The sequence below is a fragment of the Microbacterium galbum genome, assembly GCF_032464915.1.
Taxonomy (GTDB): domain Bacteria; phylum Actinomycetota; class Actinomycetes; order Actinomycetales; family Microbacteriaceae; genus Microbacterium; species Microbacterium galbum.
The window spans coordinates 61,797-83,574 of record NZ_JAWDIS010000001.1; the positions used below are offsets into that span (position 1 = coordinate 61,797).

General features: G+C 69.0%; 21 protein-coding genes. 3 read left to right on the forward strand and 18 right to left on the reverse strand.

Annotation, left to right across the window (positions count from 1 at the left end; genetic code table 11):
• Positions 1-46: 46 nt before the first annotated feature.
• Positions 47-454, forward strand: coding sequence for a rhodanese-like domain-containing protein (locus RWH45_RS00365; protein WP_315992962.1), 408 nt, complete (start codon positions 47-49; stop codon positions 452-454).
• A 195-nt stretch (positions 455-649) separates the two neighbouring features.
• Positions 650-1,618: an alpha/beta fold hydrolase gene (locus RWH45_RS00370; protein ID WP_315992963.1), complete on the forward strand. Its 969-nt coding sequence runs from the start codon at positions 650-652 to the stop codon at positions 1,616-1,618.
• Positions 1,619-1,669: 51 nt separating this feature from the next.
• On the opposite strand, the gene RWH45_RS00375 is transcribed toward RWH45_RS00370, so the two are convergent.
• From RWH45_RS00375 to RWH45_RS00400, 6 genes are all read right to left on the reverse strand, one after another.
• Positions 1,670-2,461 carry a PP2C family protein-serine/threonine phosphatase gene (locus RWH45_RS00375; protein ID WP_315992964.1) on the reverse strand — a complete coding sequence of 264 codons (792 nt, stop codon included), beginning with the start codon at positions 2,459-2,461 and terminating at the stop codon, positions 1,670-1,672.
• A gap of 4 nt (positions 2,462-2,465) precedes the next feature.
• Complete coding sequence (locus tag RWH45_RS00380; protein WP_315992965.1) at positions 2,466-2,882, reverse strand: cytochrome c oxidase subunit 4; 417 nt, start codon at positions 2,880-2,882, stop codon at positions 2,466-2,468.
• Positions 2,883-2,885: 3 nt separating this feature from the next.
• The gene (gene ctaD / locus RWH45_RS00385; RefSeq protein WP_315992966.1) at positions 2,886-4,649 is read right to left on the reverse strand and encodes an aa3-type cytochrome oxidase subunit I; all 1,764 of its coding nucleotides are present in this window, start codon (positions 4,647-4,649) and stop codon (positions 2,886-2,888) included.
• 2 nt (positions 4,650-4,651) lie between these two features.
• Complete coding sequence (gene ctaC, locus RWH45_RS00390; RefSeq protein ID WP_315992967.1) at positions 4,652-5,530, reverse strand: aa3-type cytochrome oxidase subunit II; 879 nt, start codon at positions 5,528-5,530, stop codon at positions 4,652-4,654.
• Positions 5,531-5,696: 166 nt separating this feature from the next.
• Positions 5,697-6,062, reverse strand: a complete 366-nt coding sequence (erpA, locus tag RWH45_RS00395; protein WP_056227791.1) for an iron-sulfur cluster insertion protein ErpA — start codon at positions 6,060-6,062, stop codon at positions 5,697-5,699.
• Between the two features lie 72 nt (positions 6,063-6,134).
• Complete coding sequence (locus RWH45_RS00400) at positions 6,135-7,529, reverse strand: dipeptidase (RefSeq protein WP_315992968.1); 1,395 nt, start codon at positions 7,527-7,529, stop codon at positions 6,135-6,137.
• 46 nt (positions 7,530-7,575) lie between these two features.
• On the opposite strand from RWH45_RS00400, the gene RWH45_RS00405 reads away from it, so the two are divergent.
• On the forward strand, positions 7,576-8,148 hold the full coding sequence (locus RWH45_RS00405) for a DUF3043 domain-containing protein (RefSeq protein ID WP_315992969.1): 573 nt from the start codon (positions 7,576-7,578) through the stop codon (positions 8,146-8,148).
• A 401-nt stretch (positions 8,149-8,549) separates the two neighbouring features.
• Here the strand turns inward: RWH45_RS00405 and RWH45_RS00410 are convergent, their stop codons facing one another.
• The 12 genes from RWH45_RS00410 to ftsZ form a co-directional block, all read right to left on the reverse strand.
• Positions 8,550-9,575 (reverse strand): quinone-dependent dihydroorotate dehydrogenase, encoded by a 1,026-nt coding sequence (locus tag RWH45_RS00410; RefSeq protein ID WP_315992970.1) that lies wholly within the window; start codon positions 9,573-9,575, stop codon positions 8,550-8,552.
• A 10-nt stretch (positions 9,576-9,585) separates the two neighbouring features.
• Positions 9,586-10,071, reverse strand: a complete 486-nt coding sequence (gene nrdR / locus RWH45_RS00415; RefSeq protein WP_076674915.1) for a transcriptional regulator NrdR — start codon at positions 10,069-10,071, stop codon at positions 9,586-9,588.
• Between the two features lie 10 nt (positions 10,072-10,081).
• Entirely contained in the window at positions 10,082-11,383 is a 1,302-nt protein-coding gene (hisD, locus tag RWH45_RS00420; protein WP_315992971.1) for a histidinol dehydrogenase, read from the reverse strand.
• A gap of 166 nt (positions 11,384-11,549) precedes the next feature.
• Positions 11,550-12,791, reverse strand: a complete 1,242-nt coding sequence (locus RWH45_RS00425) for a hypothetical protein (protein ID WP_315992972.1) — start codon at positions 12,789-12,791, stop codon at positions 11,550-11,552.
• Between the two features lie 108 nt (positions 12,792-12,899).
• Positions 12,900-16,364, reverse strand: a complete 3,465-nt coding sequence (gene dnaE / locus RWH45_RS00430; protein ID WP_391401457.1) for a DNA polymerase III subunit alpha — start codon at positions 16,362-16,364, stop codon at positions 12,900-12,902.
• A gap of 283 nt (positions 16,365-16,647) precedes the next feature.
• The gene (locus RWH45_RS00435) at positions 16,648-17,571 is read right to left on the reverse strand and encodes an RluA family pseudouridine synthase (protein ID WP_315992974.1); all 924 of its coding nucleotides are present in this window, start codon (positions 17,569-17,571) and stop codon (positions 16,648-16,650) included.
• Position 17,572: 1 nt separating this feature from the next.
• Positions 17,573-18,157 (reverse strand): signal peptidase II, encoded by a 585-nt coding sequence (gene lspA, locus RWH45_RS00440; protein ID WP_315992975.1) that lies wholly within the window; start codon positions 18,155-18,157, stop codon positions 17,573-17,575.
• Between the two features lie 13 nt (positions 18,158-18,170).
• Positions 18,171-18,791 (reverse strand): DivIVA domain-containing protein, encoded by a 621-nt coding sequence (locus RWH45_RS00445; RefSeq protein WP_315992976.1) that lies wholly within the window; start codon positions 18,789-18,791, stop codon positions 18,171-18,173.
• Positions 18,792-18,924: 133 nt separating this feature from the next.
• Positions 18,925-19,227 carry a YggT family protein gene (locus tag RWH45_RS00450; protein WP_298875518.1) on the reverse strand — a complete coding sequence of 101 codons (303 nt, stop codon included), beginning with the start codon at positions 19,225-19,227 and terminating at the stop codon, positions 18,925-18,927.
• Positions 19,228-19,233: 6 nt separating this feature from the next.
• Positions 19,234-19,707, reverse strand: coding sequence for a cell division protein SepF (locus RWH45_RS00455; protein WP_315992977.1), 474 nt, complete (start codon positions 19,705-19,707; stop codon positions 19,234-19,236).
• 31 nt (positions 19,708-19,738) lie between these two features.
• Complete coding sequence (locus RWH45_RS00460) at positions 19,739-20,422, reverse strand: YggS family pyridoxal phosphate-dependent enzyme (RefSeq protein ID WP_315992978.1); 684 nt, start codon at positions 20,420-20,422, stop codon at positions 19,739-19,741.
• 67 nt (positions 20,423-20,489) lie between these two features.
• Positions 20,490-21,677: a cell division protein FtsZ gene (ftsZ, locus tag RWH45_RS00465; RefSeq protein ID WP_076674902.1), complete on the reverse strand. Its 1,188-nt coding sequence runs from the start codon at positions 21,675-21,677 to the stop codon at positions 20,490-20,492.
• Positions 21,678-21,778: the final 101 nt, after the last annotated feature.

A 21,778-nucleotide genomic window follows, 5' to 3' on the forward strand; every position in this document is an offset into this window, starting at 1 on the left:
TCCGAACCTCTCCCCTACGGCGTGGACGCGGTCCTACCGTGGAGCCATGACCGACGCCCTCGACTATTTCCGTCACCGCCTCGCCCACGAAACGGACCCCTCGGATGTCTACGCCGCGCAGAAAGCCGGGGATCGCTTCGTTCTCGTCGACGTGCGCGGGGAAGACGCGTGGACCCAGGGTCGTATCGTCGGAGCCGTCCACATGCCCTACCGCGACATCGCCGCGCGAGCGCCCCGGGAGATCGACCCTGACGTCGAGGTCGTCGTCTATTGCTGGAGCCCGGGATGCAACGCCGGGCAGAAGGGCGCCCTCGCGTTCGCGGAGCTCGGCTACCGCGTCCGCGAGATGATCGGTGGCTACGAGTACTGGGTGCGCGAGGGACAGCCGGTCGAGAACGACCACGGACCGCTCGAGCGCGTCTTCGACCCCACGGTGATGGTTGTACGCACGTGACGCCGGGACGCTCCTGACGGCCGTACGCAGTTGTCGACCGCCCGACATGGCCGCCGGAAGGACGGGACGGTCGCCGGCGGATCGCGAAATCGGTTACTCGCGACTCGCGCGTCGAGTCGCTGACGATCACGCGCTCCGCGGGGCGACGATGACTCCGACGGCACGACCGCAGGGGATCTCCCGTAGGCTGCGTCGATGCAGCATCCGCCTCTCGACCCGTTCACGTCCGGATACCTCGACAGACCCGACGGCGCACGCCTCTACTGGGAGGTGTCGGGCAACCCTACCGGTCGACCCGCGCTCTACCTGCACGGCGGTCCCGGCGGTGGTCTCGGCAAGGGTGGGTACCGCCGACGCTTCGACCCCCGACTCCACCTCATCATCGGACTGGATCAGCGCGGATGCGGACGCAGCACGCCCTGGGCGTCGGACGATCTCTCCACTCTCGAGACGCAGACGATGACGCACCTCCTCGACGATCTCGAAGCCCTGCGCGAGCACCTCGCCGTGGACCGCTGGCTGCTCCACGGCGTCTCATGGGGGTCGACGCTGGCGCTCGCCTACGCGCTCGAATATCCTCAGCGCGTCAGCGAAGTGGTCAACCTCGCGGTGACGAGCGGTGGCCGGTGGGAGATCGACTGGATCACCGACGGGATGCAACCCGTCTTCCCCGAGGCCCACGCTCGCCTGCGCGAGCCCCTTCGCGCCGACGAGCGCACGATCGAGGGGTACGCGCGTCTGCTGCGCGATCCCGACCCCGCGGTCCGCCGCGACGCCGGCGACCGGTGGGACCAATGGGAGGCGACCCACATGTCACTCGGCCCCCTGGCGGGCCCGGGCCCTTTCCTGCACGACGACCCCCCTCAACGACGGAACTTCGCCACACTCGTCACGCACTATTGGGCGCGCGACTGCTTCCTGCCCGGTGATCGTGCCGTGCTCGTCCGCATCGGGGAGCTGGCCGGCATCCCCGGGGTCCTCGTGCACGGGCGGCGCGATATCAGCGGGCCGGCACTCACGGCATGGCGATTGCACCGATCGTGGCCGGGGAGCCGACTCGAAATCGTGGAGGAAGACGGCCACGGTGGCCCTCGCAGCGCGCAGATCGCCCAAGATGCGATAGATGCGTTCGCGCGCGAGGACTCGCGCTCAGACGGGCGCTGACGCGGAGGAGGCCACCTCCGCGGAGGAGACGATCGACAACCGCGTGAGGGGTCAGGCGGTTTCCACGTCTTCTGCGAACCAGCGAGCTGCCGACCCGAAGAAGATCGGTTCCCCGCCGTCGGTCTCATCGTCGTCCACGACGTCGCACACCACCACCGTGACGTTGTCGCGCGTCCCTGCCTCGAGCGCGAGGGCGACTGCCGCCGCCGCTGCGGAGCGGGCGTCGGGCGCCTCGGCGATGAGACGGGCGACATCGGCCTCCGGGACGTAGTCCGTGAGACCGTCGCTGCAGAGAACCCACCGGTCGCCGAGGATCGGGGGCCGTTCCGCCACCGATACGACATCACCCTCGGCTCCGCCGAGCGAGGCGGTGATGATGTTACGGCGCGGGTGCGCCGCGGCAGCCTCGGGAGGGATGATCCCATGGTCGACGAGCGCCTGAACGTAGGAGTCGTCGCGGGTCTCCCGCGTGAACTCTCCGTCGCGAAGGAGGTAAGCGCGGGAATCACCGGTGTGCGCCAGCAGCAACTCACCGCTGACGCTGAGGAAGATGCCGGTGAACGTCGTTGCCATCCCCTCGAGCGCGGGATCGCGTTCGACGTGGGCGCGGATGTCCCAATTGGCTTCACGGATGCGAACCAGGAGGCCGTCGGCATCCAGCCCGCCCCCGCTCGTCGCCACGAGGCGATGGACGAGGGCGGCGGATGCGAGGTCTCCGGACGGACCGCCGCCGACGCCATCGGCGACAGCCGCCCCCCAGGACGCCGCGAAGGCGGCGTCCTGGTTGGTGGGTCGATGGGCGCCGGCGTCGGAGACGGCAGCCGCTCTCAGACGGACGGGCACAGGATCAGCGCGCGAAGTACCCGCGGTAGTACTCGTACACCCAGCCGACGATCGCGACGACAAACACCGCGAAACCGACGGGGACGAGCCAGCTGCCCACGGCGAGGCCGATCACGGCGATCGCCGCAGAGGCCGCGAGGACGATGGGCCACCAGGACCACGGGCTGAACTCGCCCATCTCGGGGTCGCCGTCGTCGATGTCGGCCGTGAGGATGTCCTCCGGGAGGTCACCGCGCTGCGCCTTCATGACCCGGCCGATGTAGAAGGCGATCATCGAAGACATGAGCCCGAGGAACGCCAGGGCGACCGTTCCCACCCACTCGACACCGCCGTGCTGAAGCAGGCTCCACACCGTGTAGACCGCCGCGATGACGAACGAGAACACCGCGATGATCCACCAGAGATTGACGTTGGTACGCATGTGTTACTTGACCTCTCCGGCAGCTGCGTCGACGACGGGCGTATCGGGAGCGTCCTTGACCGGACCGACACCAACCGGGATGCCGGCCTCGGGGTGGTTCAAGTCGAAGGCGGGACGCTCGCTGCGGATGCGCGGGATCGAGGTGAAGTTGTGTCGCGGCGGCGGGCACGACGTGGCCCACTCGAGCGATGCGCCGTAGCCCCAGGGGTCGTCGACGGTCACACGCGGCGCCTTGCGAGCCGTGATCCACACGTTGAGCAGGAACGGGATCATCGACGCGCCGAGGATCATCGATCCCACGGTCGACAGCTGGTTCTCCCACGTCCATCCGTCGGCCGCGGCATAGTCCGCGTAGCGACGAGCCATGCCGTCGACACCCAGCCAGTGCTGGATCAGGAAGGTCATGTGGAAGCCGACGAACAGCATCCAGAAGTGCACCATGCCGAGACGCTCGTTGAGCATCTTGCCGGTCCACTTCGGCCACCAGAAGTAGAAGCCGGCGAACATCGCGAACACGACCGTGCCGAAGACGACGTAGTGGAAGTGGGCGACCACGAAGTACGAGTCGGACAGGTGGAAGTCCAGCGGCGGCGAGGCGAGGATCACACCGGTGAGACCGCCGAAGACGAACGACACCAGGAAGCCGAGAGCGAAGACCATCGGTGTTTCGAAGGTGACCGAGCCGCGCCACAGCGTTCCGATCCAGTTGAAGATCTTCACGCCCGTCGGCACCGCGATGAGCATCGTCATCAGGGCGAAGAACGGCAGAAGCACACCGCCGGTGACGTACATGTGGTGCGCCCACACGGCGACAGACAGAGCGGCGATCGCGATGGTCGCGTACACGAGCGTCTTGTAACCGAAGATCGGCTTGCGGCTGAAGACCGGGAAGATCTCCGAGACGATGCCGAAGAACGGCAGCGCGATGATGTACACCTCGGGGTGACCGAAGAACCAGAACAGGTGCTGCCAGAGCAGGACGCCGCCGTTCTCGGGGCTGTAGATGTGCGCACCGAGCACGCGGTCGGCAGCCGCCGCGAAGATCGCCGCCGCGAGGACGGGGAACGCCAGCAGGATCAGGATGCTCGTGATCAGCGTGTTCCACGAGAAGATCGGCATGCGCCACATGGTCATGCCCGGGGCACGCATCGTGAGCACGGTCGTGATGAAGTTGACCGCTCCGAGGATCGTGCCGAAACCGCTGATGCCGAGGCCGAGCATCCAGAGATTGCCGCCGACACCGGGCGAGAAGCTCGCATTCGCGAGGGGCTGATAGGCGAACCAACCGAAGCCGGCCGCACCCTGCGGGGTGAGGAAGCCGGACACCGCGATGGTGGAGCCGAAGAGGAAGAGCCAGAACGCGAAGGCGTTCAGACGCGGGAACGCCACGTCGGGGGCGCCGATCTGCAGCGGCAACAGCGCATTCGCGAAGCCCGCGAACAGCGGCGTCGCGAACATCAGCAGCATGATCGTGCCGTGCATGGTGAAGAGCTGGTTGTACTGCTCTTTGGTCGGGATGATCTGCATCCCGGGCTCGAACAGCTCGGCGCGGATGATGAGCGCCATCACTCCACCGAGCATGAAGAAGATCACCGAGGCGATCAGATACATGTACCCGATGGTCTTGTGGTCGGTGGAGGTGATCCACTTGACGACCAGGTTGCCCTTCTGCTCCACACGCGTGGTGCTGAGCAGTGCGGCTTGACGCGGCGGGAGAGTTGTCGGGCGCGAGGGCCCGGTCCCCTGGAGCGGAAGCGTCGTGGCCATGATCACTCGTTCCCTTCGACGCCGGTGGTCAGGTTCTGCAGACGCGACAGGTCGCTGATGTCGCCCACGTCGCCGGCGCGGCGCAGGGAGTCCAGGTAGTCGGTGTACTCGGCCTCGCTGACGACCTTGACGTTGAAGAGCATCGCGGAGTGGTACTCACCGCAGAGCTCCGCGCACTTGCCTTCGTAGGTGCCTTCACGGGTGGGCGTGAACGACCACTCGTTGTCGCGGCCGATGTACATGTCTTTCTTGTAGAGGAAGTCGATGATCCAGAACGAGTGGATGACGTCGCGCGAGCGGAGGTCGATCTTGACCGTCTTGTTCACCGGCAGGTAGAGCGTCGGCACGTCGTCGAGGTCGTAGCCGTCGGAGGTGGCCTTCGCCTGGACACCCATCGAGTACACGGCGTCGGAGTTGTCTTCCTTCTCGCCGTTGTACTGGAAGTCCCACGCCCACTGCTTGCCGTAGGCCGTGATCGACACGTCGGGGTCGTCGTACTGCGTCTCGAGCGTGTTCTGGTCGCGCGCCGTGAAGGCGAAGAAGCCGACGACCAGGATGAGCGGGACGATCGTGTAGAAGATCTCGATCGGCATGTTGTACCGCAGCTGGACGGGCAGTCCCGACTGACCGCGACGACGGCGGTAGGCGATGACCGACCACAGCATCAGACCCCAGGTGACGACACCCACGGCGAGGAGCACGATCCACGAGTTGACCCACAGGCCGGCGACCATGTCGGTGTGGTTCGTCGCGGCCGGGCCGTCATCGACGAAGCCGGGCAGGAATCCGTGCAGCTGGGACGTGGTGCAGCCCGAGAGGAGTGCGACGGACGCGATCCCGAGAGGGAGCGCGGCCCAGCGAAGGCGACGTTTGGAGGGCACAATGCACCTTTCCGGGTCGTGGATGAAGCTTTGACAGTCTACGGCAACCTCTCACCGTTCTCTGGCCATTCGTCCAGTGCCGAGACATCGGAAACCCCCGGGTTCCACGGTGCGATCCGTGGCCCCGGGGGTCCGTGACGCCGATGTCGGAGGACGTCGACCGAGCTCAGTGGAAGCTGTCGCCGCAGGCGCAGGAGCCCTGCGCGTTGGGGTTGTCGATCGTGAAGCCCTGCTCCGAGATCGTGTCCTTGAAGTCGATGTTCGCGCCGTCGAGGTACGGCACGCTCATGTCGTCGACGATGACTTCGACGCCGTCGAAATCGACGACCTTGTCACCGTCGAGGTAACGCTCGTCGAAATACAGCTGGTAGATGAGGCCGGAGCAGCCGCCGGGCTGGACGGCGACGCGCAGGCGCAGGTCGTCGCGACCCTCCTGCGACAGCAGGCTCTTCACCTTGTCGGAGGCGGCCGCGGTCAGGCCGACGCCGTGCTCGCGGGTCTCGGCGGAGGACGACAGAGTGGTGTCGGTCATGGCGATGCCCTTCGGGTTGATCGGTCGCGGGGACGAGACGAGTCTACGCCCGTCCCGTCCACGCGGCCCCGATCAGACGGTCCGTTCGTTCAGGCGCGCCAGCAGCAGCGCTTCCGAGACCAGTGCGTTGCGGAACGTGTCGAGGTGCAGCGACTCGTTCGGGCTGTGCGCGCGCGCGTGCGGGTCCTCGACGCCCGTGACGAGGATCTGCGCCGCGGGGAACTCGCGGACGAGATCGGAGATGAAGGGGATGGACCCCCCGATCCCGACATCGACCGACTCGACGCCGTAGCCGTCGGCGAACGCGGCGCGCGCCTCCTCGACGGCCCATCCCCCGGTGTCCACGAGGAAGGAGTCGCCGCAGTCGACGTCGCTGAACTCGAGCTGCGCGCCGAACGGCGCGTGAGCGCGGAGGTGCGCCTGGACCGCGGCGAAGGCCTTCTCGGCATCCTGACCGGGGGCGACCCGCGCGCTGATGACCACACTCGTCTGCGGCGCGAGGGTGTTCGAGGCCGCCTCGACGGGGGTCGCGTCCCACCCGGTGATCGTGATCGACGGCTTATTCCAGATGCGGCTCAGGATCGAGTCGCGTCCGATGGGGCTGACGCCCTCCAGCAGGCCGGACTCGGCGCGCAGGGTGGCCTCGTCGTAGTCGGGTGTCGGGACGTCACGCGTCGCAAGGCCCTCGACGGCGACGGCGCCGTCGTCGTCCCACAGGGTGGCGAGCAGCTTCACGGTGGCGAGCATGGCGTCGGGGACCGCGCCGCCCATCATCCCGGAGTGGGAGGCGTGGGCGAGGGTGCGCACGGTCAAGGTGAAACGCGCGTTGCCGCGCAGCGACACCGTCAGGCCGGGCGTGCGCTCGTCCCAGTTCCCCGAGTCCGCGACCACGATGACGTCGGAGCGCAGGGTCTCGGCGTTGTCGGCGAGGAACTGGCCGAATGAGCGCGACCCGTACTCCTCTTCCCCCTCGATGAACACGGCGAGGCCGAGGTCGAGGTCGTCGCCGAGCACGTCGGAGACGGCGCGGATCGCGCCGACGTGCGCCATGATGCCGGCCTTGTCGTCGGCGGCACCGCGTCCGTACAGGCGCCCGTCGCGCAGCGTCGGCTCGAAGGGCGGCGAGTCCCACAGCGCCTCGTCGCCGGGAGGCTGTACATCGTGGTGGGCGTAGAGCAGAACCGTCGGTCGACCATTGCGGGCGGCGCGTGAGGCGAGCACGGCCGGCTGCCCCACTTCATCGGTACCGGGGATCGCGGCGCGGGTGACCGCAACCGAATCGAAGACTCCGGTGCCCTCGAGGAGGGCGGCGACCGCCTCGGCGCTCTTCACCAGAGCGCTCTGATCGAAGGCCGGCCAGGCGATCGACGGGATGCGGACGAGGGAGCCGAGATCGGCCAGGGCGGAGGGGATGCCGGCATCGGCTGCTTTTTGCACAGCCTCCTGCCGGGACAGGTCGAGGGTCATGCGGGTAATCTTAAGTCTCCCGACCAGCGAATCACCGAGGTTTCCCGTGGCCAAGTCCCCCGCCCCCGCCCCCAACGACACCCCCGTCGACTCGACGGCGCTCGGATCGGGCAAGGGCCGCGCGACACCCTCGCGCGCCGAGCAGGAGGCCGCGCGCAAGCGCCCCCTGGTCCCCGACACCAAAGAGGCGAAGGCCCGCGCTCGCGCAGAATTGGCTGCGCAGCGCGAGAAGGCCCGCATCGGCATGGCGGCGGGCGAGGAGCGCTACCTGCCGGTCCGCGACCGCGGACCACAGCGCCGGTTCGCACGAGACTTCGTGGATGCCGGCTGGCACCTCGGCGAGGGCGTCATGCCGTTCATGGTGCTCGTGATCGTCGCGACGCTGATCCCCGTGCAGTTCTTCCAGTACTGGTCGTTCGTCGCGCTGTGGATCTTCATCCTCTTCGTCATCGGCGACATGATCATCACCTCGGTCCGCGTCAAGCGCGCCGCGAAGGAGAAGTTCGGCGAGAGCCGCCTCGAGAAGGGCCTCGGGTGGTACGCGGCGATGCGCACCGTGCAGATGCGCTTCATGCGCCTGCCGAAGGCTCAGGTCAAGCGGGGCCAGTACCCCGCCTGATCCCCCGTTTCACGAAGCGGCGCGCCGGAAGGCGCGCCGCTTCGTCGTTGGTCGCGGAATCACAGGTCATGCGCGGAAGGCGCACCCTCCCGCCGTCGAGTGTCCACGACACGCCGCCGGACGGGCGAGCATGCGGCGTGTCCTGGACACTCGGCGGGCTGCGAAAGCGGGCGGAGGCGGCAGGCAGGTGGGCGCATGGCCGCCCCGGCGCGGCGTTGCGCCGTCCGCGCGTTCAGGACGGCATGCCGCGCCACGCGCGTGTTCGCACGCGGCCGTCGGTCCGGGAGCGCGGGGCGATCCGGTCAGGGGCACAGAGGACGCGGCATCCGGTGAGGATCAGCGGGCGCGGGGCCCGGCGGCGACCCGATCAGCCGCCCGGGAGACGCGGCATCCGGTGAGGATCAGCGGGCGCGGGCGAGACCGCGATTGATCTGACGCGCCCAGAGGGGACCGCGGTAGAGGAACGCCGTGTACCCCTGCACGAGCGTGGCCCCCGCGGCGAGGCGCTCGCGCACATCGTCGGCGGTGTCCACTCCCCCGGCCGAGATTACGACGAAGTCCGCCGGGACCGCCTCGCGCACCAGGCGGAGCACCTCGAGTGCGCGGCGCTTCAGGGGCGCGCCGGAGAGCCCACCCGCGCCCGCAACCTCGACCTTCGCGGCATCCGTCGTCAGTCCGGACCGCGCGATGGTGGTGTTGGTGGCGATGAGCCCCGCCAGTCCGGCATCGACGGCGAGACGGGCGATGTCGCTCACCTCGTCGTCGTCGAGGTCGGGGGCGATCTTGACGAGGAGCGGCGTGCCCCCCGCCGCCTCGCGCACGGCGGTCAGCAGCGGGCGGAGGGTCTCGACGGCTTGCAGCCCGCGGAGTCCGGGCGTGTTCGGCGACGAGACGTTGACGACGAGGTAATCGGCCAGCGGCGCGAGCAGACGGGCGCTGCGCACGTAATCGGTCGTGGCGTCCTCCACGGCAACGACGCGGCTCTTGCCGATGTTCACGCCGACGACCGGACGGCGACGGGACCGGCGGAGCCGACGCAGACGTGCGGCCGCAGCGGCGGCGCCGTCGTTGTTGAACCCCATCCGGTTGATGACGGCGCGGTCCGCGACGAGGCGGAACAGACGCGGCTTGGGGTTGCCCGGCTGTGGGAGCGCGGTGACCGTGCCGACCTCGACGTGGCCGAAGCCGAGCGCGCCGAGTCCGCGGCCCATCGTGACGTTCTTGTCGAAGCCCGCGGCCACGCCGAACGGCGAATCGAACGTCAGCCCCAGGGCCTGCACCCGCTGCTCGGGACTGGGCGCGGTGGCACGACGGACGACGGATGCCACGGGCTCCACCCCGGCGACGCGGATGACGAGCGCACCGAGATGGTGGGCGAACTCGGGATCGAGACGCGAGAGGACCGTACGGAAGAGAAGGGGATACATCCCCGCCAGGCTACTGGACGACGTCGCGATCGTCGTTCGCGGGTCGGCCCGCGTGATCGGCGCGCAGCTGGGCGATCGCCGCGTCGAAATCGTCGAGCGAGTCGAAGGCCTGGTACACGCTCGCGAAGCGCAGATAGGCCACTTCGTCGAGCTCGCGCAGCGGCCCGAGGATCGACAGACCGATCTCGTTCGCCTCGATCTGCGACGACCCCGTCTGACGGATCGCCTCCTCCACCTGCTGCGCCAGCACAGCGAGATCGGCGTCGGTCACGGGGCGCCCCTGGCAGGCTTTGCGCACGCCGGACATGACCTTCTCGCGGCTGAAGGGCTCGACCACTCCCGACCGCTTGATGACGTTCAGGCTCGCCGTCTCCACCGTCGAGAACCGGCCCCCGCATTTCGGGCACTGACGCCGACGGCGGATGCTCAGTCCGTCGTCGCTCGTGCGCGAGTCGATGACGCGGGAGTCGGGGTTGCGGCAGAAGGGGCAGTGCATGGGGTCTCCCTCAGTCGTCGAACCGCGCGGTCACGGCCTCGCCGTGAGCGGGGAGCGCCTCGGCGTCGGCGAGGGTCACGATGGCATCCCGGACGAGCGAGAGCGCCGCACGGTCGTACTCGATCACCTGCTGCGGGCGGAGGAACGTCGCCGCGGAGAGGCCCGCGCTGTATCGCGCCTGTCCCCCCGTCGGCAGCACGTGATTGCTGCCGGCGAGGTAGTCGCCCAGGCTCACCGGCGTGTAGGGACCGACGAAGACGGCTCCCGCGTTGACGAAGTCCTCGGGCCGCGGATCAGCAAGGTGCAGCTCGAGGTGCTCGGGCGCGTAGGCGTTGCTGAAGGCGGTGGCCTGCGCGATGTCGTCGACGAGCACGACGGCCGACTGCGGCCCGTGGAACGCCGCCGTGACGCGCTCGGTGTGGCGCGTCGAGGCGACGCGGGCGGGCAGAGCGGCGCGCACCGCTTCGGCCAGCTCGGGCGAGTCGGTCACGAGCACGGCCGACGCCTGTTCGTCGTGCTCCGCCTGGCTGACGAGGTCGGCCGCGACGAGGGCCGGAATGGCCGTCTCGTCGGCGACGACGAGGATCTCGGTGGCACCCGCCTCGGAATCTGTGCCCACCCGGCCCGCGACGGCGCGCTTGGCCGAGGCGACGAAGTTGTTCCCCGGACCGGTCACGACGTCGACCGGGTCGAGGCCGATCTCGGCGACGCCGTGGGCGAACGCCCCGATGGCTCCCGCGCCGCCCATCGCGTAGACCTCGGTCACTCCGAGCAGACGGGCCGCGGCGAGGATGACGGGGTGAACGCGTCCGCCGAATTCGGCCTGCGGCGGGGAGGCGAGGGCGACCTCGCGCACGCCGGCGACCTGGGCCGGAACGGCATTCATGACGACGCTCGAGGGGTAGACCGCCTTGCCGCCCGGCACGTAGAGGCCCACGCGGCGCACCGGCTGCCAGCGCTGCGTGACACGGGCGCCGTCGCCGAGCTCGGTCACGACCGGCGCCGGGACCTGGGCGGCGGATGCCGTGCGCACGCGCGCGATCGCCTCGTCGAGGGCGGCGCGGATCTGCGGGTCGAGGTCGCGCAGGGCCTCGTCGAGGTGCGCCATGGGCACGCGGATCGCGTGGTCGCTGACACGGTCGAAGCGCGCGGCCTGCTCACGGAGAGCCTCCTCGCCCCGATGGGCCACGTCGGCGACCAGACGGGCGGCGGTGGCCAGGGCCTCGTCGCGCGCGGCGTCGGCGCGCGGGACGGCGGCGAGGAGCTCGGCCGGCGAGAGGACGCGGCCGCGGAGATCGATCGTGCGGAGCATGGGCTCAAGGCTACCGGCCGACCCGGAGCCCTTTCGCGCAGTCCCCAGGGCTCGCAGCGCGCGCTCAGGCAGCCGGCCGGTGGGCCGGAAGAGGGATCCGATCCGCGAGCCGGGTCGCGGACACAGGAGAGGGCGAGGGCCCGGCGACCCCCACCCTCTCGCGACGTCAGCCTCGGGTCACGCCCGACACGTCGTGCAGATAGCCGATCCGGCCGTCATCGTGACGGACGACGAACGTCTCGCCGCGATCCTCGATCACGAGCGCCCACGCCGTCGGCCCGATCCGGAAGATCGGCGTGCCGTAGTCGTCGACGATCTCCCGCTCCTCGGGTGCCAGTGCCCAGAAGGCGTGCGCATGGCGGTGATCGTCGCCCTCGGACCCGTGTCCGGCATCGACGGGCGGCTCGTGGACGGCCTCGCGTCCCGTCTCGTGCGCGGGCACGGCCCCGGTGTCGGCGTGCAACGGCGCGAAGATGTCGGTCGCCGTGTCGTCGCCGCGCGTGGCGGGGAGCACGGAGGTCGCCGGCGCCGCATCGTGGTGCGGCAGGTCGGTGGACCCGGTGTAGCTGCCGGGAGTGGGCGCGTCGGCCTCGGCCTCGGCGGCGGCGGGTGCGGAGACGGGGCGCGGGGCCCGCGGCGCGCGCGGACGGGCGACGACCGGTCGGATGGGACGGGCGTTGCGGTGTGCGGCGATCTCTTCACGGCCGCGGAAATCCGCCGAGAACGGCGGGATCACCGGGGCGAAGACGGTGAGGACGACCCCGGCCAGGAGCACGATGGCCTCCACCCAGATCACCCAGGACCGCGTCCAGATCCCGGTCTGGTCGAAGACCGCCACGGTGTCCCATACCCACGAGACCCACACGAGGGCCGAAACCGTGAAAGCCACCGAGGCGAATTGGTCGATGCCGAGCGAGCCGACCCGACGGATGCCCTGCGGAGAAAGTCGACGCAGCACGATCAGGCCGACCGCGACGGTGGGGAGGGCCACCGCGGGAATCCACCACAGCCCGGACAACCACACGTTGCCGCCCCCGATGAGGACGCCCGACGGCGAATCCAGGATGTTCGTGCGGAAGAACGAGACGAAGAAGGCCACCACCCAGACGCCCAGCAGGGCGACTTCGCGCACGGAGAACGGCCCGACGCCGTACGACGCGGACTCGGCGCGAGCGGGTGCGACCTGATCGGTGTCCGGACGGACCGGCGCGGAGGAGTGCTCGGGTGCCGACGGGGCGACCGGCGGGTGCTCGGCGGACGAGTCGCGTGCGGAGGTCGTTTCTGCGCCGATCGAGGCGGGAGTCCCGGCCTCGTCGGACGCCGATGACGCGACGGATGCGGTCGTCGGGTCGACGTGATCGCGGTCGGGGTCGGGCTGGGAGGTGTCGTGGGGATACTGATCGTTCACGGGGGTCCTTTCACCCAGGGCGCCGCAGCGCCCGGACATCGTAACCGGCGGGTCTTCAGCGTCTGCTGGGGTTGCGACGCTCCGGTATCTCGACCGGTCGGCGGGGCGTCAGCCGAGGCAATTGGGCCCCAGGAGACCCTTGAGCTCGCCGAACAGGTCGGCGGTCACGCGAACCGGCATCGGCACTTCGAACACTTTCGCCGTGCCCCCCTTGTGCAGCTTCAGGAGCACCTCGGTCGAGCCGGAGTGGCGTCGGAGCATCTGCGCCAACTCACCCACCAGCGCCTCGTTGGCGCGCTGTTCGGGTACGACCAGCGTGAGCCCGCCCGACTCGTCGAGTCCCTCGAGATCGGGGGTGAAGGCGCTCTGGGCATGCAGGTTCAGGCCGTCGTCGCGTCGAGAGACGCGCCCGCGCACGACCAGGATCGAGTCGGCTTGGAGCACGGGGGCGAACTCGGCGTACGTCTTGCCCATGAACATCACGGTCACCTCGCCGTTGAAATCCTCGACGGTGACCATGCCGTAAGGGTTTCCGCTCTGTTTCGCGACGCGGTGCTGGACGCTGGTGAGAAGACCCGCCACCGTGACCTGATCGCCGTCCTGCACGTCTTCGGACGCGAGGAGGTCGTGGATCGATGTCGAGGCGTGCTTCGCGAGGGGCACCTCGAGGCCGGCAAGCGGGTGGTCGGAGACGTACAGACCGAGCATCTCGCGCTCGAAGGCGAGCTTGTCCTTCTTCGTCCACTCGGGCCTCTCGGGCACCTTGACGACCTGCTGGGGTTCGTCCCACAGCGAGTCGAAGTCGAAACCGACCTCGCCGTTGGCCTCCCGGCGCTTGTCGAGCACGGCGCCCTCGCAGGCGTCCTCGTGCACCTCGACCAGAGCGCGGCGCGTGGATCCGAGGGAGTCGAACGCGCCCGCTTTGATGAGCGACTCCACGGTGCGCTTGTTGGCGACGTGCATCGGGACCTTCGACAGGAAGTCGTGGAACGACGTGTACTTGGCATCCTGACGGGCGGCGACGATGCCGTCGACCACGTTGGTGCCGACGTTGCGCACCGCGCCGAGACCGAAGCGGATGTCCTCCCCGACGGCGGCGAAGAAGCGGATCGACTCGTTGACATCGGGCGGCAGGACCTTGATGCCCATGCGGCGGCACTCGTTGAGGTACACCGCCATCTTGTCCTTCGAGTCGCCGACGCTCGTCAACAGGGCGGCCATATACTCGGCGGGATAGTGCGCCTTGAGATAGGCCGTCCAGTACGACACGAGACCGTACGCCGCGGTGTGCGCCTTGTTGAAGGCGTAGTCGGCGAACGATTCGAGCACCTTCCACAGCGTCTGCTGCGCGACCTCGCCGAACCCGCGCTCGGTCATGCCGCCGAAGAAGATCTCTTTCTGCTTGTCGAGCTCGCTCTTCTTCTTCTTGCCCATCGCGCGGCGCAGCAGGTCGGCCTGACCGAGCGTGTACCCGGCGACGCGCTGGGCGACGGCCATCACCTGCTCCTGATAGACGATCAGACCGTAGGTGGTATCGAGGATGTCGGCGAGGGGCTCTTCGAGCTCGGGGTGGATCGGCTCGATCTCCTGCTGCTTGTTCTTGCGCAGCGCGTAGTTGATGTGCGAGTTCACGCCCATCGGACCCGGGCGGTACAGGGCCAGCACGGCCGAGATGTCCTCGAAGTTGTCGGGCCGCATCAGACGCAGCAGCGAACGCATGGGCCCGCCGTCGAGCTGGAACACGCCCAGCGTGTCGCCCCGTGCGAGCAGTTCGTAGGATGCCGCATCGTCAAGATCGAGGTCTTCGAGCACGAGAGGATGCCCGCGGTTGGCTTCGATGTTGTCGAGGGCGTCGTTGATGATCGTGAGGTTGCGAAGCCCCAGGAAGTCCATCTTGATGAGGCCGAGCGACTCGCACGCCGGGTAATCGAATTGCGTGACGATCTGGCCGTCCTGCTCGCGGCGCATGATCGGGATGATGTCGATGAGCGGCTCGCTCGACATGATCACACCGGCTGCGTGCACGCCCCACTGGCGCTTCAGGTTCTCGAGTCCGAGCGCGGTGTCGAACACCGTCTTGGCCTCGGGATCCGTCTCGATGAGCGTGCGGAACTCGCTCGCCTCTTTGTAGCGCGGGTGCTCGGGATTGAACATGCCGTCGAGCGGCATGTCTTTACCCATGACGGCCGGCGGCATGGCCTTGGTCAGCTTGTCGCCCATGCTGAACGGGAATCCGAGCACGCGCCCGGCGTCTTTCAGGGCCTGCTTCGCCTTGATCGTCCCGTAGGTCACGATCTGCGCGACGCGCTCATCGCCGTACTTCTCGGTGACGTATTGGATGACCTCGCCGCGGCGGCGGTCGTCGAAGTCGACGTCGAAGTCGGGCATCGAGACGCGGTCGGGGTTGAGGAAGCGCTCGAAGATGAGACCGTGCTGGAGCGGGTCGAGGTCGGTGATCTTCATCGCGTAGGCCACCATCGAGCCGGCGCCCGAACCGCGGCCGGGTCCGACGCGGATGCCGTTGTTCTTGGCCCAGTTGATGAAGTCGGCGACCACGAGGAAGTAGCCCGGGAACCCCATCTGCAGGATGACGTCGGTCTCGTACTCGGCCTGCTTGCGCACCGCATCCGGGATGCCACCGGGGTAGCGATCGTGGAGGCCGTTCTCGACCTCCTTGATCATCCAGCTGCCCTCGGTCTCCCCGGCCGGCACCGGGAAACGCGGCATGTAGTTGGCGGAGGTGTCGAACTCGACCTCGCACCGTTCGGCGATGAGGAGCGTGTTGTCGCACGCCTCGGGGTTGTCGCGGAAGACCTGGCGCATCTCGGCGGCGGACTTGACGTAGTAGCCGTCGCCGTCGAACTTGAAGCGCTTGGGGTCGTCGAGCGTCGATCCCGACTGCACGCAGAGCAGGGCGGCGTGGCTCGTCGCATCGTGCTGGTGCGTGTAGTGGAGGTCGTTCGTCCCGACGAGCGGGATGTCGAGCTCCTTGGAGATCTTGAGCAGATCGGACATGACACGGCGCTCGATCGAGAGACCGTGGTCCATGATCTCGGCGAAGTAGTTGTCTTTGCCGAAGATGTCTTGGAATTCCGCCGCGGCGGCCTTCGCCGCGTCGTACTGACCGAGCCGGAGGCGCGTCTGCACCTCACCCGAGGGGCAGCCGGTCGTGGCGATGAGGCCCTTGCTGTAAGTCTGCAGCAGCTCGCGGTCCATGCGGGGCTTGAAGTAATAGCCCTCCATGCTCGCCCGCGACGACAGCCGGAACAGATTGTGCATGCCCTCGGTGGTCTCGGACAGGAGGGTCATGTGCGTGTACGCGCCCGAGCCCGAGACGTCGTCGCTCTGCTGCTCGGGGGTGCCCCACCGCACACGGGACTTGTCGGAACGGTGGGTTCCGGGCGTGACGTACGCCTCGATGCCGATGATCGGCTTGATGCCGGCGTCTTTCGCGGTCTTGTAGAACTCGTAGGCAGCGAACGTGTTGCCGTGATCGGTGACCGCGATGGCCGGCATGCCCTGCTTGACGGCTTCTTGGACCATCGGGCCGATGCGCGCTGCGCCGTCGAGCATCGAGTACTCGCTGTGCACGTGAAGGTGAGCGAAGGAGTTAGCTGCCACGCGTCGAGTCTACGTTCGGCCTCCGACATCGGCCCGGGATGTTCGGGGCGGACGCCCAGTCGACGGAGCCCTCCCGGGCGCGTCGCCGGCCGCGTGCGAGCGCGGGCGGCCGAGCAGGGCGACCGACCGTGTCGACGCGCGGGCGCGCCCCGCGTCGGCCGGGAGGCGGCACGAATCTCGCGAACGACGCCGGTTCCGCGTGCGGGAGGTCACCGCCGCGCGCCGTCGCGCCGGGTCAGATGCCGTCGCCGAGGATCTCGAGGGCCCGTGCCAGGTCGTCCGGGTAGGGCGACTCGAACTCGACCCACTCCCCCGTTCCGGGATGCGTGAAGGCCAGTCGGTGCGCGTGCAGCCACTGACGTGTGAGCCCCAGGCGGGCCGAGAGCGTCGGATCGGCGCCGTACAGCGGGTCGCCGGCGCACGGATGCCGGTGGGCGGCCATGTGCACGCGGATCTGGTGCGTGCGTCCGGTCTCGAGGTGGATCTCGAGGAGCGAGGCCCGCGGGAAGGCCTCGAGCGTCTCGTAATGCGTGACCGAGTCCTTGCCGTCGGGGGTCACGGCGAATTTCCACGAGTGGTGCGGGTGACGACCGATGGGCGCGTCGATGGTTCCGGCCAGAGGATCAGGATGCCCCTGGACGACGGCGTGGTAGATCTTGTCGACCTCGCGCTCCTTGAACGCGCTCTTCAGCAGCGTGTAGGCGCGCTCGGCCTTGGCCACGACCATGAGACCGCTCGTGCCGGCGTCGAGACGGTGGACGATCCCCCGCCGCTCGGGCGGGCCGCTCGTGGCGATCCGGAAACCCGCCGCGGCGAGGGCCCCGAGCACGGTGGGCCCTTCCCACCCGAGGGAGGGGTGGGCCGCCACGCCGGCCGGCTTGTCGACCACGACGATGTCGTCGTCGTCGTGCACGATGCCGAGGTCGGGGACGGCGACCGGCACGATCTCGGGTTCGCGCTTGGGCTCCCACTCCACACTCAGCCATGAGCCGGCGCGGAGGCGGTCGGAGCGTCCGGCGGCGCGGCCGTCGACGCTCACGCCCCCGGCGTCGGCGACCTCGGCGGCGAAGGTGCGGGAGAATCCCAGCATCTTGGCGAGAGCCTGGTCGATGCGCGTTCCGTCGAGCCCGTCGGGGACGGGGAGGCTGCGGGACTCCATGTCAGCGCGCGCCGGGGCCGGACGAGGCGTCGACGTCACCGGCGGCCGCCGCGTCGGCGGCGCGTGACGCGCGCGTCTCACGCGTGCCGTCGAGGCGGAGCCCGAACAGCACGAGGATCGCGACGGAGATCATCATCGACACGATGAAGACATCGGCGACGTTGTAGATCGCCGGCATCATCCAGGGCGTCGAGATGAAGTCGACGACGTGTCCGACCGGGAAGCCCGGCTCGCGGAGCAGGCGGTCGGTGAGATTGCCCAGCACCCCGCCGAGCAGCAGGCCGAGGACGACGGCCCACAGCCGCGAGCGCACGCGGCGGAGGGCGAGGAAGACGATGACGGCCGCGACGACCGCGAGAGCGATCGTGAACAGCCAGGTGACCCCTTCGCCGAGCGAGAACGCGGCGCCGGGGTTTCGGACGAGATAGAACTGCAGGGCGTCACCGAGCACCGGGACGACGCGCTCCGGAGGGAGGTTGTCGATGGCGACGGTCTTCGCCAACTGGTCGGCGGCCAGCACCACCACCGCGAGGATCGCGATGACGATGCCGGCCGCCGCCGGTCGCAGAGGAGGTCGACTGCGCAAAGAGTCTGTCGACTTACAGGCCGATTGCCGACACGGGCGTGGAGCCCGACGACGACGCGCTGGTGTCGAGGTCGCGGAGCTGACCCTCGATGTACGAACGCAGCTGCGAGCGGTAGTCGCGCTCGAAGTTGCGGAGCTCGGTGATACGGCCCTCGAGCGTCACGCGCTCCTTCTCGAGACGAGCGCGCTCCTCGCGGCCCTTCTGCTCGGCCTCGGCGACGATGGACGCCGCCTGCGCCTGCGCCTCGCCGATGAGCTGGTCGCGCTGGGCCTTACCCTCGGCGACGTGCTCGTCGTGCAGACGCTGCGCGAGCTCGATGATGCCGGCGCTCTGCGCTGCCGGCTCGGCGTCGGACGCCACCGGGGCGGCCGGGGCCGGAGCGGGGGTCTCGACCGGAGCGGGCTCCTCGGCCTTGGGCTCCTCGGCGACGGGAGCGGCGACCGTGGCCGGAGCGGCCTCGCCGGACTCGAACGCGGCGAGCTTGGCCTTCAGCTCCTCGTTCTCGGCGATGGTCTTGCGCCACTCGACGACGATCTCGTCGAGGAAGTCGTCGACCTCGTCGGGGTCGAAGCCCTCCTTGAAGCGCACGTGCTGGAACTGCTTGGTGACGACGTCATCGGGGGTCAGTGCCATGGTGTTTCCTCTTTCGAGAGCTCTGATTCGGAACTGTTGGGGGTGTCGCACCGGGGCGTACCGCTTCGGAACAGCATAGCCGCCGCCCTCCGTCAGTGTCGAAGGGCACTGTCGAGAGGACGGCGGCGGGAGGTCACGCGGCCGCGAGGGACCGCGTCACGCTCAGCAGCATGAAGCAGACGAACATGACGATCGCGAATCCGAAATCGATCGCGATCCCCCCGATGCGCAGGGGTGGGATGATGCGGCGGACCAGCTTGATGGGCGGATCCGTCACGGTGTAGACGATCTCAGCCAACACGAGGGTGGCACCGCGCGGACGCCACTCCCGGTTGAACATCGGGATGTACTCGAGCACGAGGCGCGCGAGCAGCAGCACGATGTAGATGAACAGCAGCGCGCTGAGGATGGAGCCGACCAGGCTCAGGACGGCCACGATCGCTTACTGGGACGCGAACGGCGCAGCCTCGGGGTCGGCCTGCGCGATCGCACCGTCGCCGGAGACGGCGATGTTCTCGGGCGAGAGCAGGAAGACCTTGCTCGTCACCCGCTCGATGCGACCGTACAGCCCGAGCGAGAGTCCGCTCGCGAAGTCGATCAGGCGACGCGCGTCGGCGTCGCTCATCTGCGACAGGTTGATGATGACCGGGATGCCCTCGCGGAAGTTCTCCGCGATCGTCTGGGCGTCGCGGTACTGCTTGGGGTGCACCGTCAGGATCTCGCTGACGGGACCGGCCGAGGGCTGATGCACCACGGCGGGGCGGTGCAGCGGGGTCACCGGAGCGGCCTTCTCGACGGGAGCGGCGGCGGGTGCCGTCTGCTTGCGCGCGATGGGCTGCGGCGCCGTCTCCTCGTAGGTCTCTTCCTCATCGGCGAGGCCCAGGTACACCATCGTCTTCTTCAGCGGGTTCGACATCGCATCCTCCGTTCGATCGTCTGGTCCGAGGCTAGTCGCGCACGGGCCTCGGGCCCGTGATTGCCGAGCCGATCCGCAGGTGTGTCGCGCCCATCGCGATCGCTTCCGGGAAATCGCCCGTCATCCCTGCCGAGATCCACGCGGCATCCGAGACGACGGTGCGGACCGCGTCGGCCGACCGACGGAGCCGCTCGAAAGCGCGCGCGGGCTCCTCGTCGAGCGGAGCGACCGCCATGACCCCGCGCAGACGCAGGCTCGGCAGACCGGCCACGTGCGTCGCCAGCGCCTCCACCCCGGCGGGGGCGACCCCTCCCCGGCCGGTGTCGTCGGTGAGGTTCACCTGCAACAGCACGTCGAGCGGCGCGTCGCCGCCGGCCGCATCGAGCGCGTCGGCGATGCGGTCGCGATCGACCGAGTGCACGGCATCCGCCGCCGCCCGGACGGCGCGGGCCTTGTTCGTCTGCGCCTGCCCGATGAAGTGCCAGGTCAGATCGGGGATGCCGGACAGCTCCGCGCGCTTCGCGGTGAGCTCCTGCTGCCGGTTCTCGCCCACGTCGCGCACCCCCAGGTCGTACAGGTCGACGACGAGGGATGCCGGGTGGAACTTCGTCACCACGATGCGGGTGATGCCGGCGGGATCGCGGTTCGCGGCGCGGGCTGCGTCGTGGATGCGCGCATCGACGGCGGCGAGCCGGTCGGCGAGGGCGGTGTCCATGGTGCTCCTTCGACGACGCGAGCGGGCCCGGTGGGGACCGGACCCGCTCGCTTTCGGGGACTGTCTCTTACTTCAGGAAGTCGGGCACGTCGAGGTCGTCGTCGGCGTAGCCGTTGTCGTAGGAGGTCTCGGGCACGCGCGCGGTCACCGGCGCGGGCTCGGGGCGACGCTCGGGAGCGCGCTCCGTGGCGGCCTTCTGCTCTTCGGCGGCGTCGAGGTCGCGGGCGACGTCGTCGGCGGGGATCACCGGGACGACGGGCGCCGAGGCCGGTCGCTGCGCGCCGACGGCGTCGATGCGCAGGGAGGGCTCTCCCCCGTCGAAGCCGGCCGCGATCACCGTGACGCGCACCTCGTCGCCGAGGGTGTCGTCGATGACCGTACCGAAGATGATGTTGGCCTCGGGGTGCGCGGCCTCCTTCACCAGTTGCGCGGCGTCGTTGATCTCGAAGATGCCGAGGTTCGATCCGCCCTGGATCGACAGCAGCACGCCGTGGGCGCCTTCGATCGAGGCCTCCAGCAGCGGCGATTCCACCGCGAGCTCGGCGGCCTTGATCGCGCGATCGGCCCCCCTCGACGAGCCGATGCCCATGAGCGCGGAGCCGGCCCCCTGCATCACCGACTTGACGTCGGCGAAGTCGAGGTTGATGAGACCCGGGGTCGTGATGAGGTCGGTGATGCCCTGCACACCGGCGAGGAGCACCTGGTCGGCCGTGGCGAAGGCCTCGATCATCGAGATGCCGCGGTCGCTGATCTCGAGGAGGCGGTCGTTGGGGACGACGATGAGGGTGTCGACCTCTTCCTTCAGACGCCCGACGCCGGCCTCGGCCTGGCTCTGACGACGACGACCCTCGAACGAGAAGGGCTTGGTGACGACACCGATGGTCAGGGCGCCGATCGACTTGGCGATCTTGGCGACGACGGGGGCGCCGCCCGTACCCGTACCACCGCCCTCGCCTGCCGTGACGAAGACCATGTCGGCACCGCGCAGGGCCTCTTCGATCTCTTCCGCGTGGTCCTCGGCGGCGCGACGACCCACCTCGGGATCCGCACCGGCACCCAGGCCGCGCGTGAGCTCGCGGCCCACGTCGAGCTTGACGTCGGCGTCGCTCATGAGCAGCGCCTGCGCGTCGGTGTTGATCGCGATGAACTCCACCCCGCGCAGGCCGAGCTCGATCATGCGGTTGACGGCGTTGACGCCGCCCCCGCCCACACCGACGACCTTGATCACGGCGAGGTAGTTCTGGTTGTGGCTCATGCCGGCCTCCGTTTGTCCCCGAACCCGAAACTCTAAACCTCATGTTGAGGGTTAAAGAATTGCCCGGTATGCAATTCCTTAGCTCGAAGGTAGGTCGCGCC

Excerpts from the sequence above, each read along its gene's own strand:
- RWH45_RS00455 (WP_315992977.1), bottom strand. The coding sequence starts at position 19,707 with ATGTCGAACCCGCTGAAGAAGACGATGGTGTACCTGGGCCTCGCCGAT.
- RWH45_RS00460 (WP_315992978.1), bottom strand. The coding sequence starts at position 20,422 with ATGGACACCGCCCTCGCCGACCGGCTCGCCGCCGTCGATGCGCGCATC.
- dnaE (WP_391401457.1), bottom strand. The coding sequence starts at position 16,364 with ATGCTCGACGGCGCAGCGCGCATCGGCCCGATGGTCCAAGAAGCCGTC.
- hisD (WP_315992971.1), bottom strand. The coding sequence starts at position 11,383 with ATGCTCCGCACGATCGATCTCCGCGGCCGCGTCCTCTCGCCGGCCGAG.
- ctaD (WP_315992966.1), bottom strand. The coding sequence starts at position 4,649 with ATGGCCACGACGCTTCCGCTCCAGGGGACCGGGCCCTCGCGCCCGACA.
- RWH45_RS00365 (WP_315992962.1), top strand. The coding sequence starts at position 47 with ATGACCGACGCCCTCGACTATTTCCGTCACCGCCTCGCCCACGAAACG.
- RWH45_RS00435 (WP_315992974.1), bottom strand. The coding sequence starts at position 17,571 with ATGGAGTCCCGCAGCCTCCCCGTCCCCGACGGGCTCGACGGAACGCGC.
- erpA (WP_056227791.1), bottom strand. The coding sequence starts at position 6,062 with ATGACCGACACCACTCTGTCGTCCTCCGCCGAGACCCGCGAGCACGGC.
- ftsZ (WP_076674902.1), bottom strand. The coding sequence starts at position 21,677 with ATGAGCCACAACCAGAACTACCTCGCCGTGATCAAGGTCGTCGGTGTG.
- RWH45_RS00410 (WP_315992970.1), bottom strand. The coding sequence starts at position 9,575 with ATGTATCCCCTTCTCTTCCGTACGGTCCTCTCGCGTCTCGATCCCGAG.
- nrdR (WP_076674915.1), bottom strand. The coding sequence starts at position 10,071 with ATGCACTGCCCCTTCTGCCGCAACCCCGACTCCCGCGTCATCGACTCG.
- RWH45_RS00445 (WP_315992976.1), bottom strand. The coding sequence starts at position 18,791 with ATGGCACTGACCCCCGATGACGTCGTCACCAAGCAGTTCCAGCACGTG.
- RWH45_RS00370 (WP_315992963.1), top strand. The coding sequence starts at position 650 with ATGCAGCATCCGCCTCTCGACCCGTTCACGTCCGGATACCTCGACAGA.
- RWH45_RS00400 (WP_315992968.1), bottom strand. The coding sequence starts at position 7,529 with ATGACCCTCGACCTGTCCCGGCAGGAGGCTGTGCAAAAAGCAGCCGAT.
- RWH45_RS00380 (WP_315992965.1), bottom strand. The coding sequence starts at position 2,882 with ATGCGTACCAACGTCAATCTCTGGTGGATCATCGCGGTGTTCTCGTTC.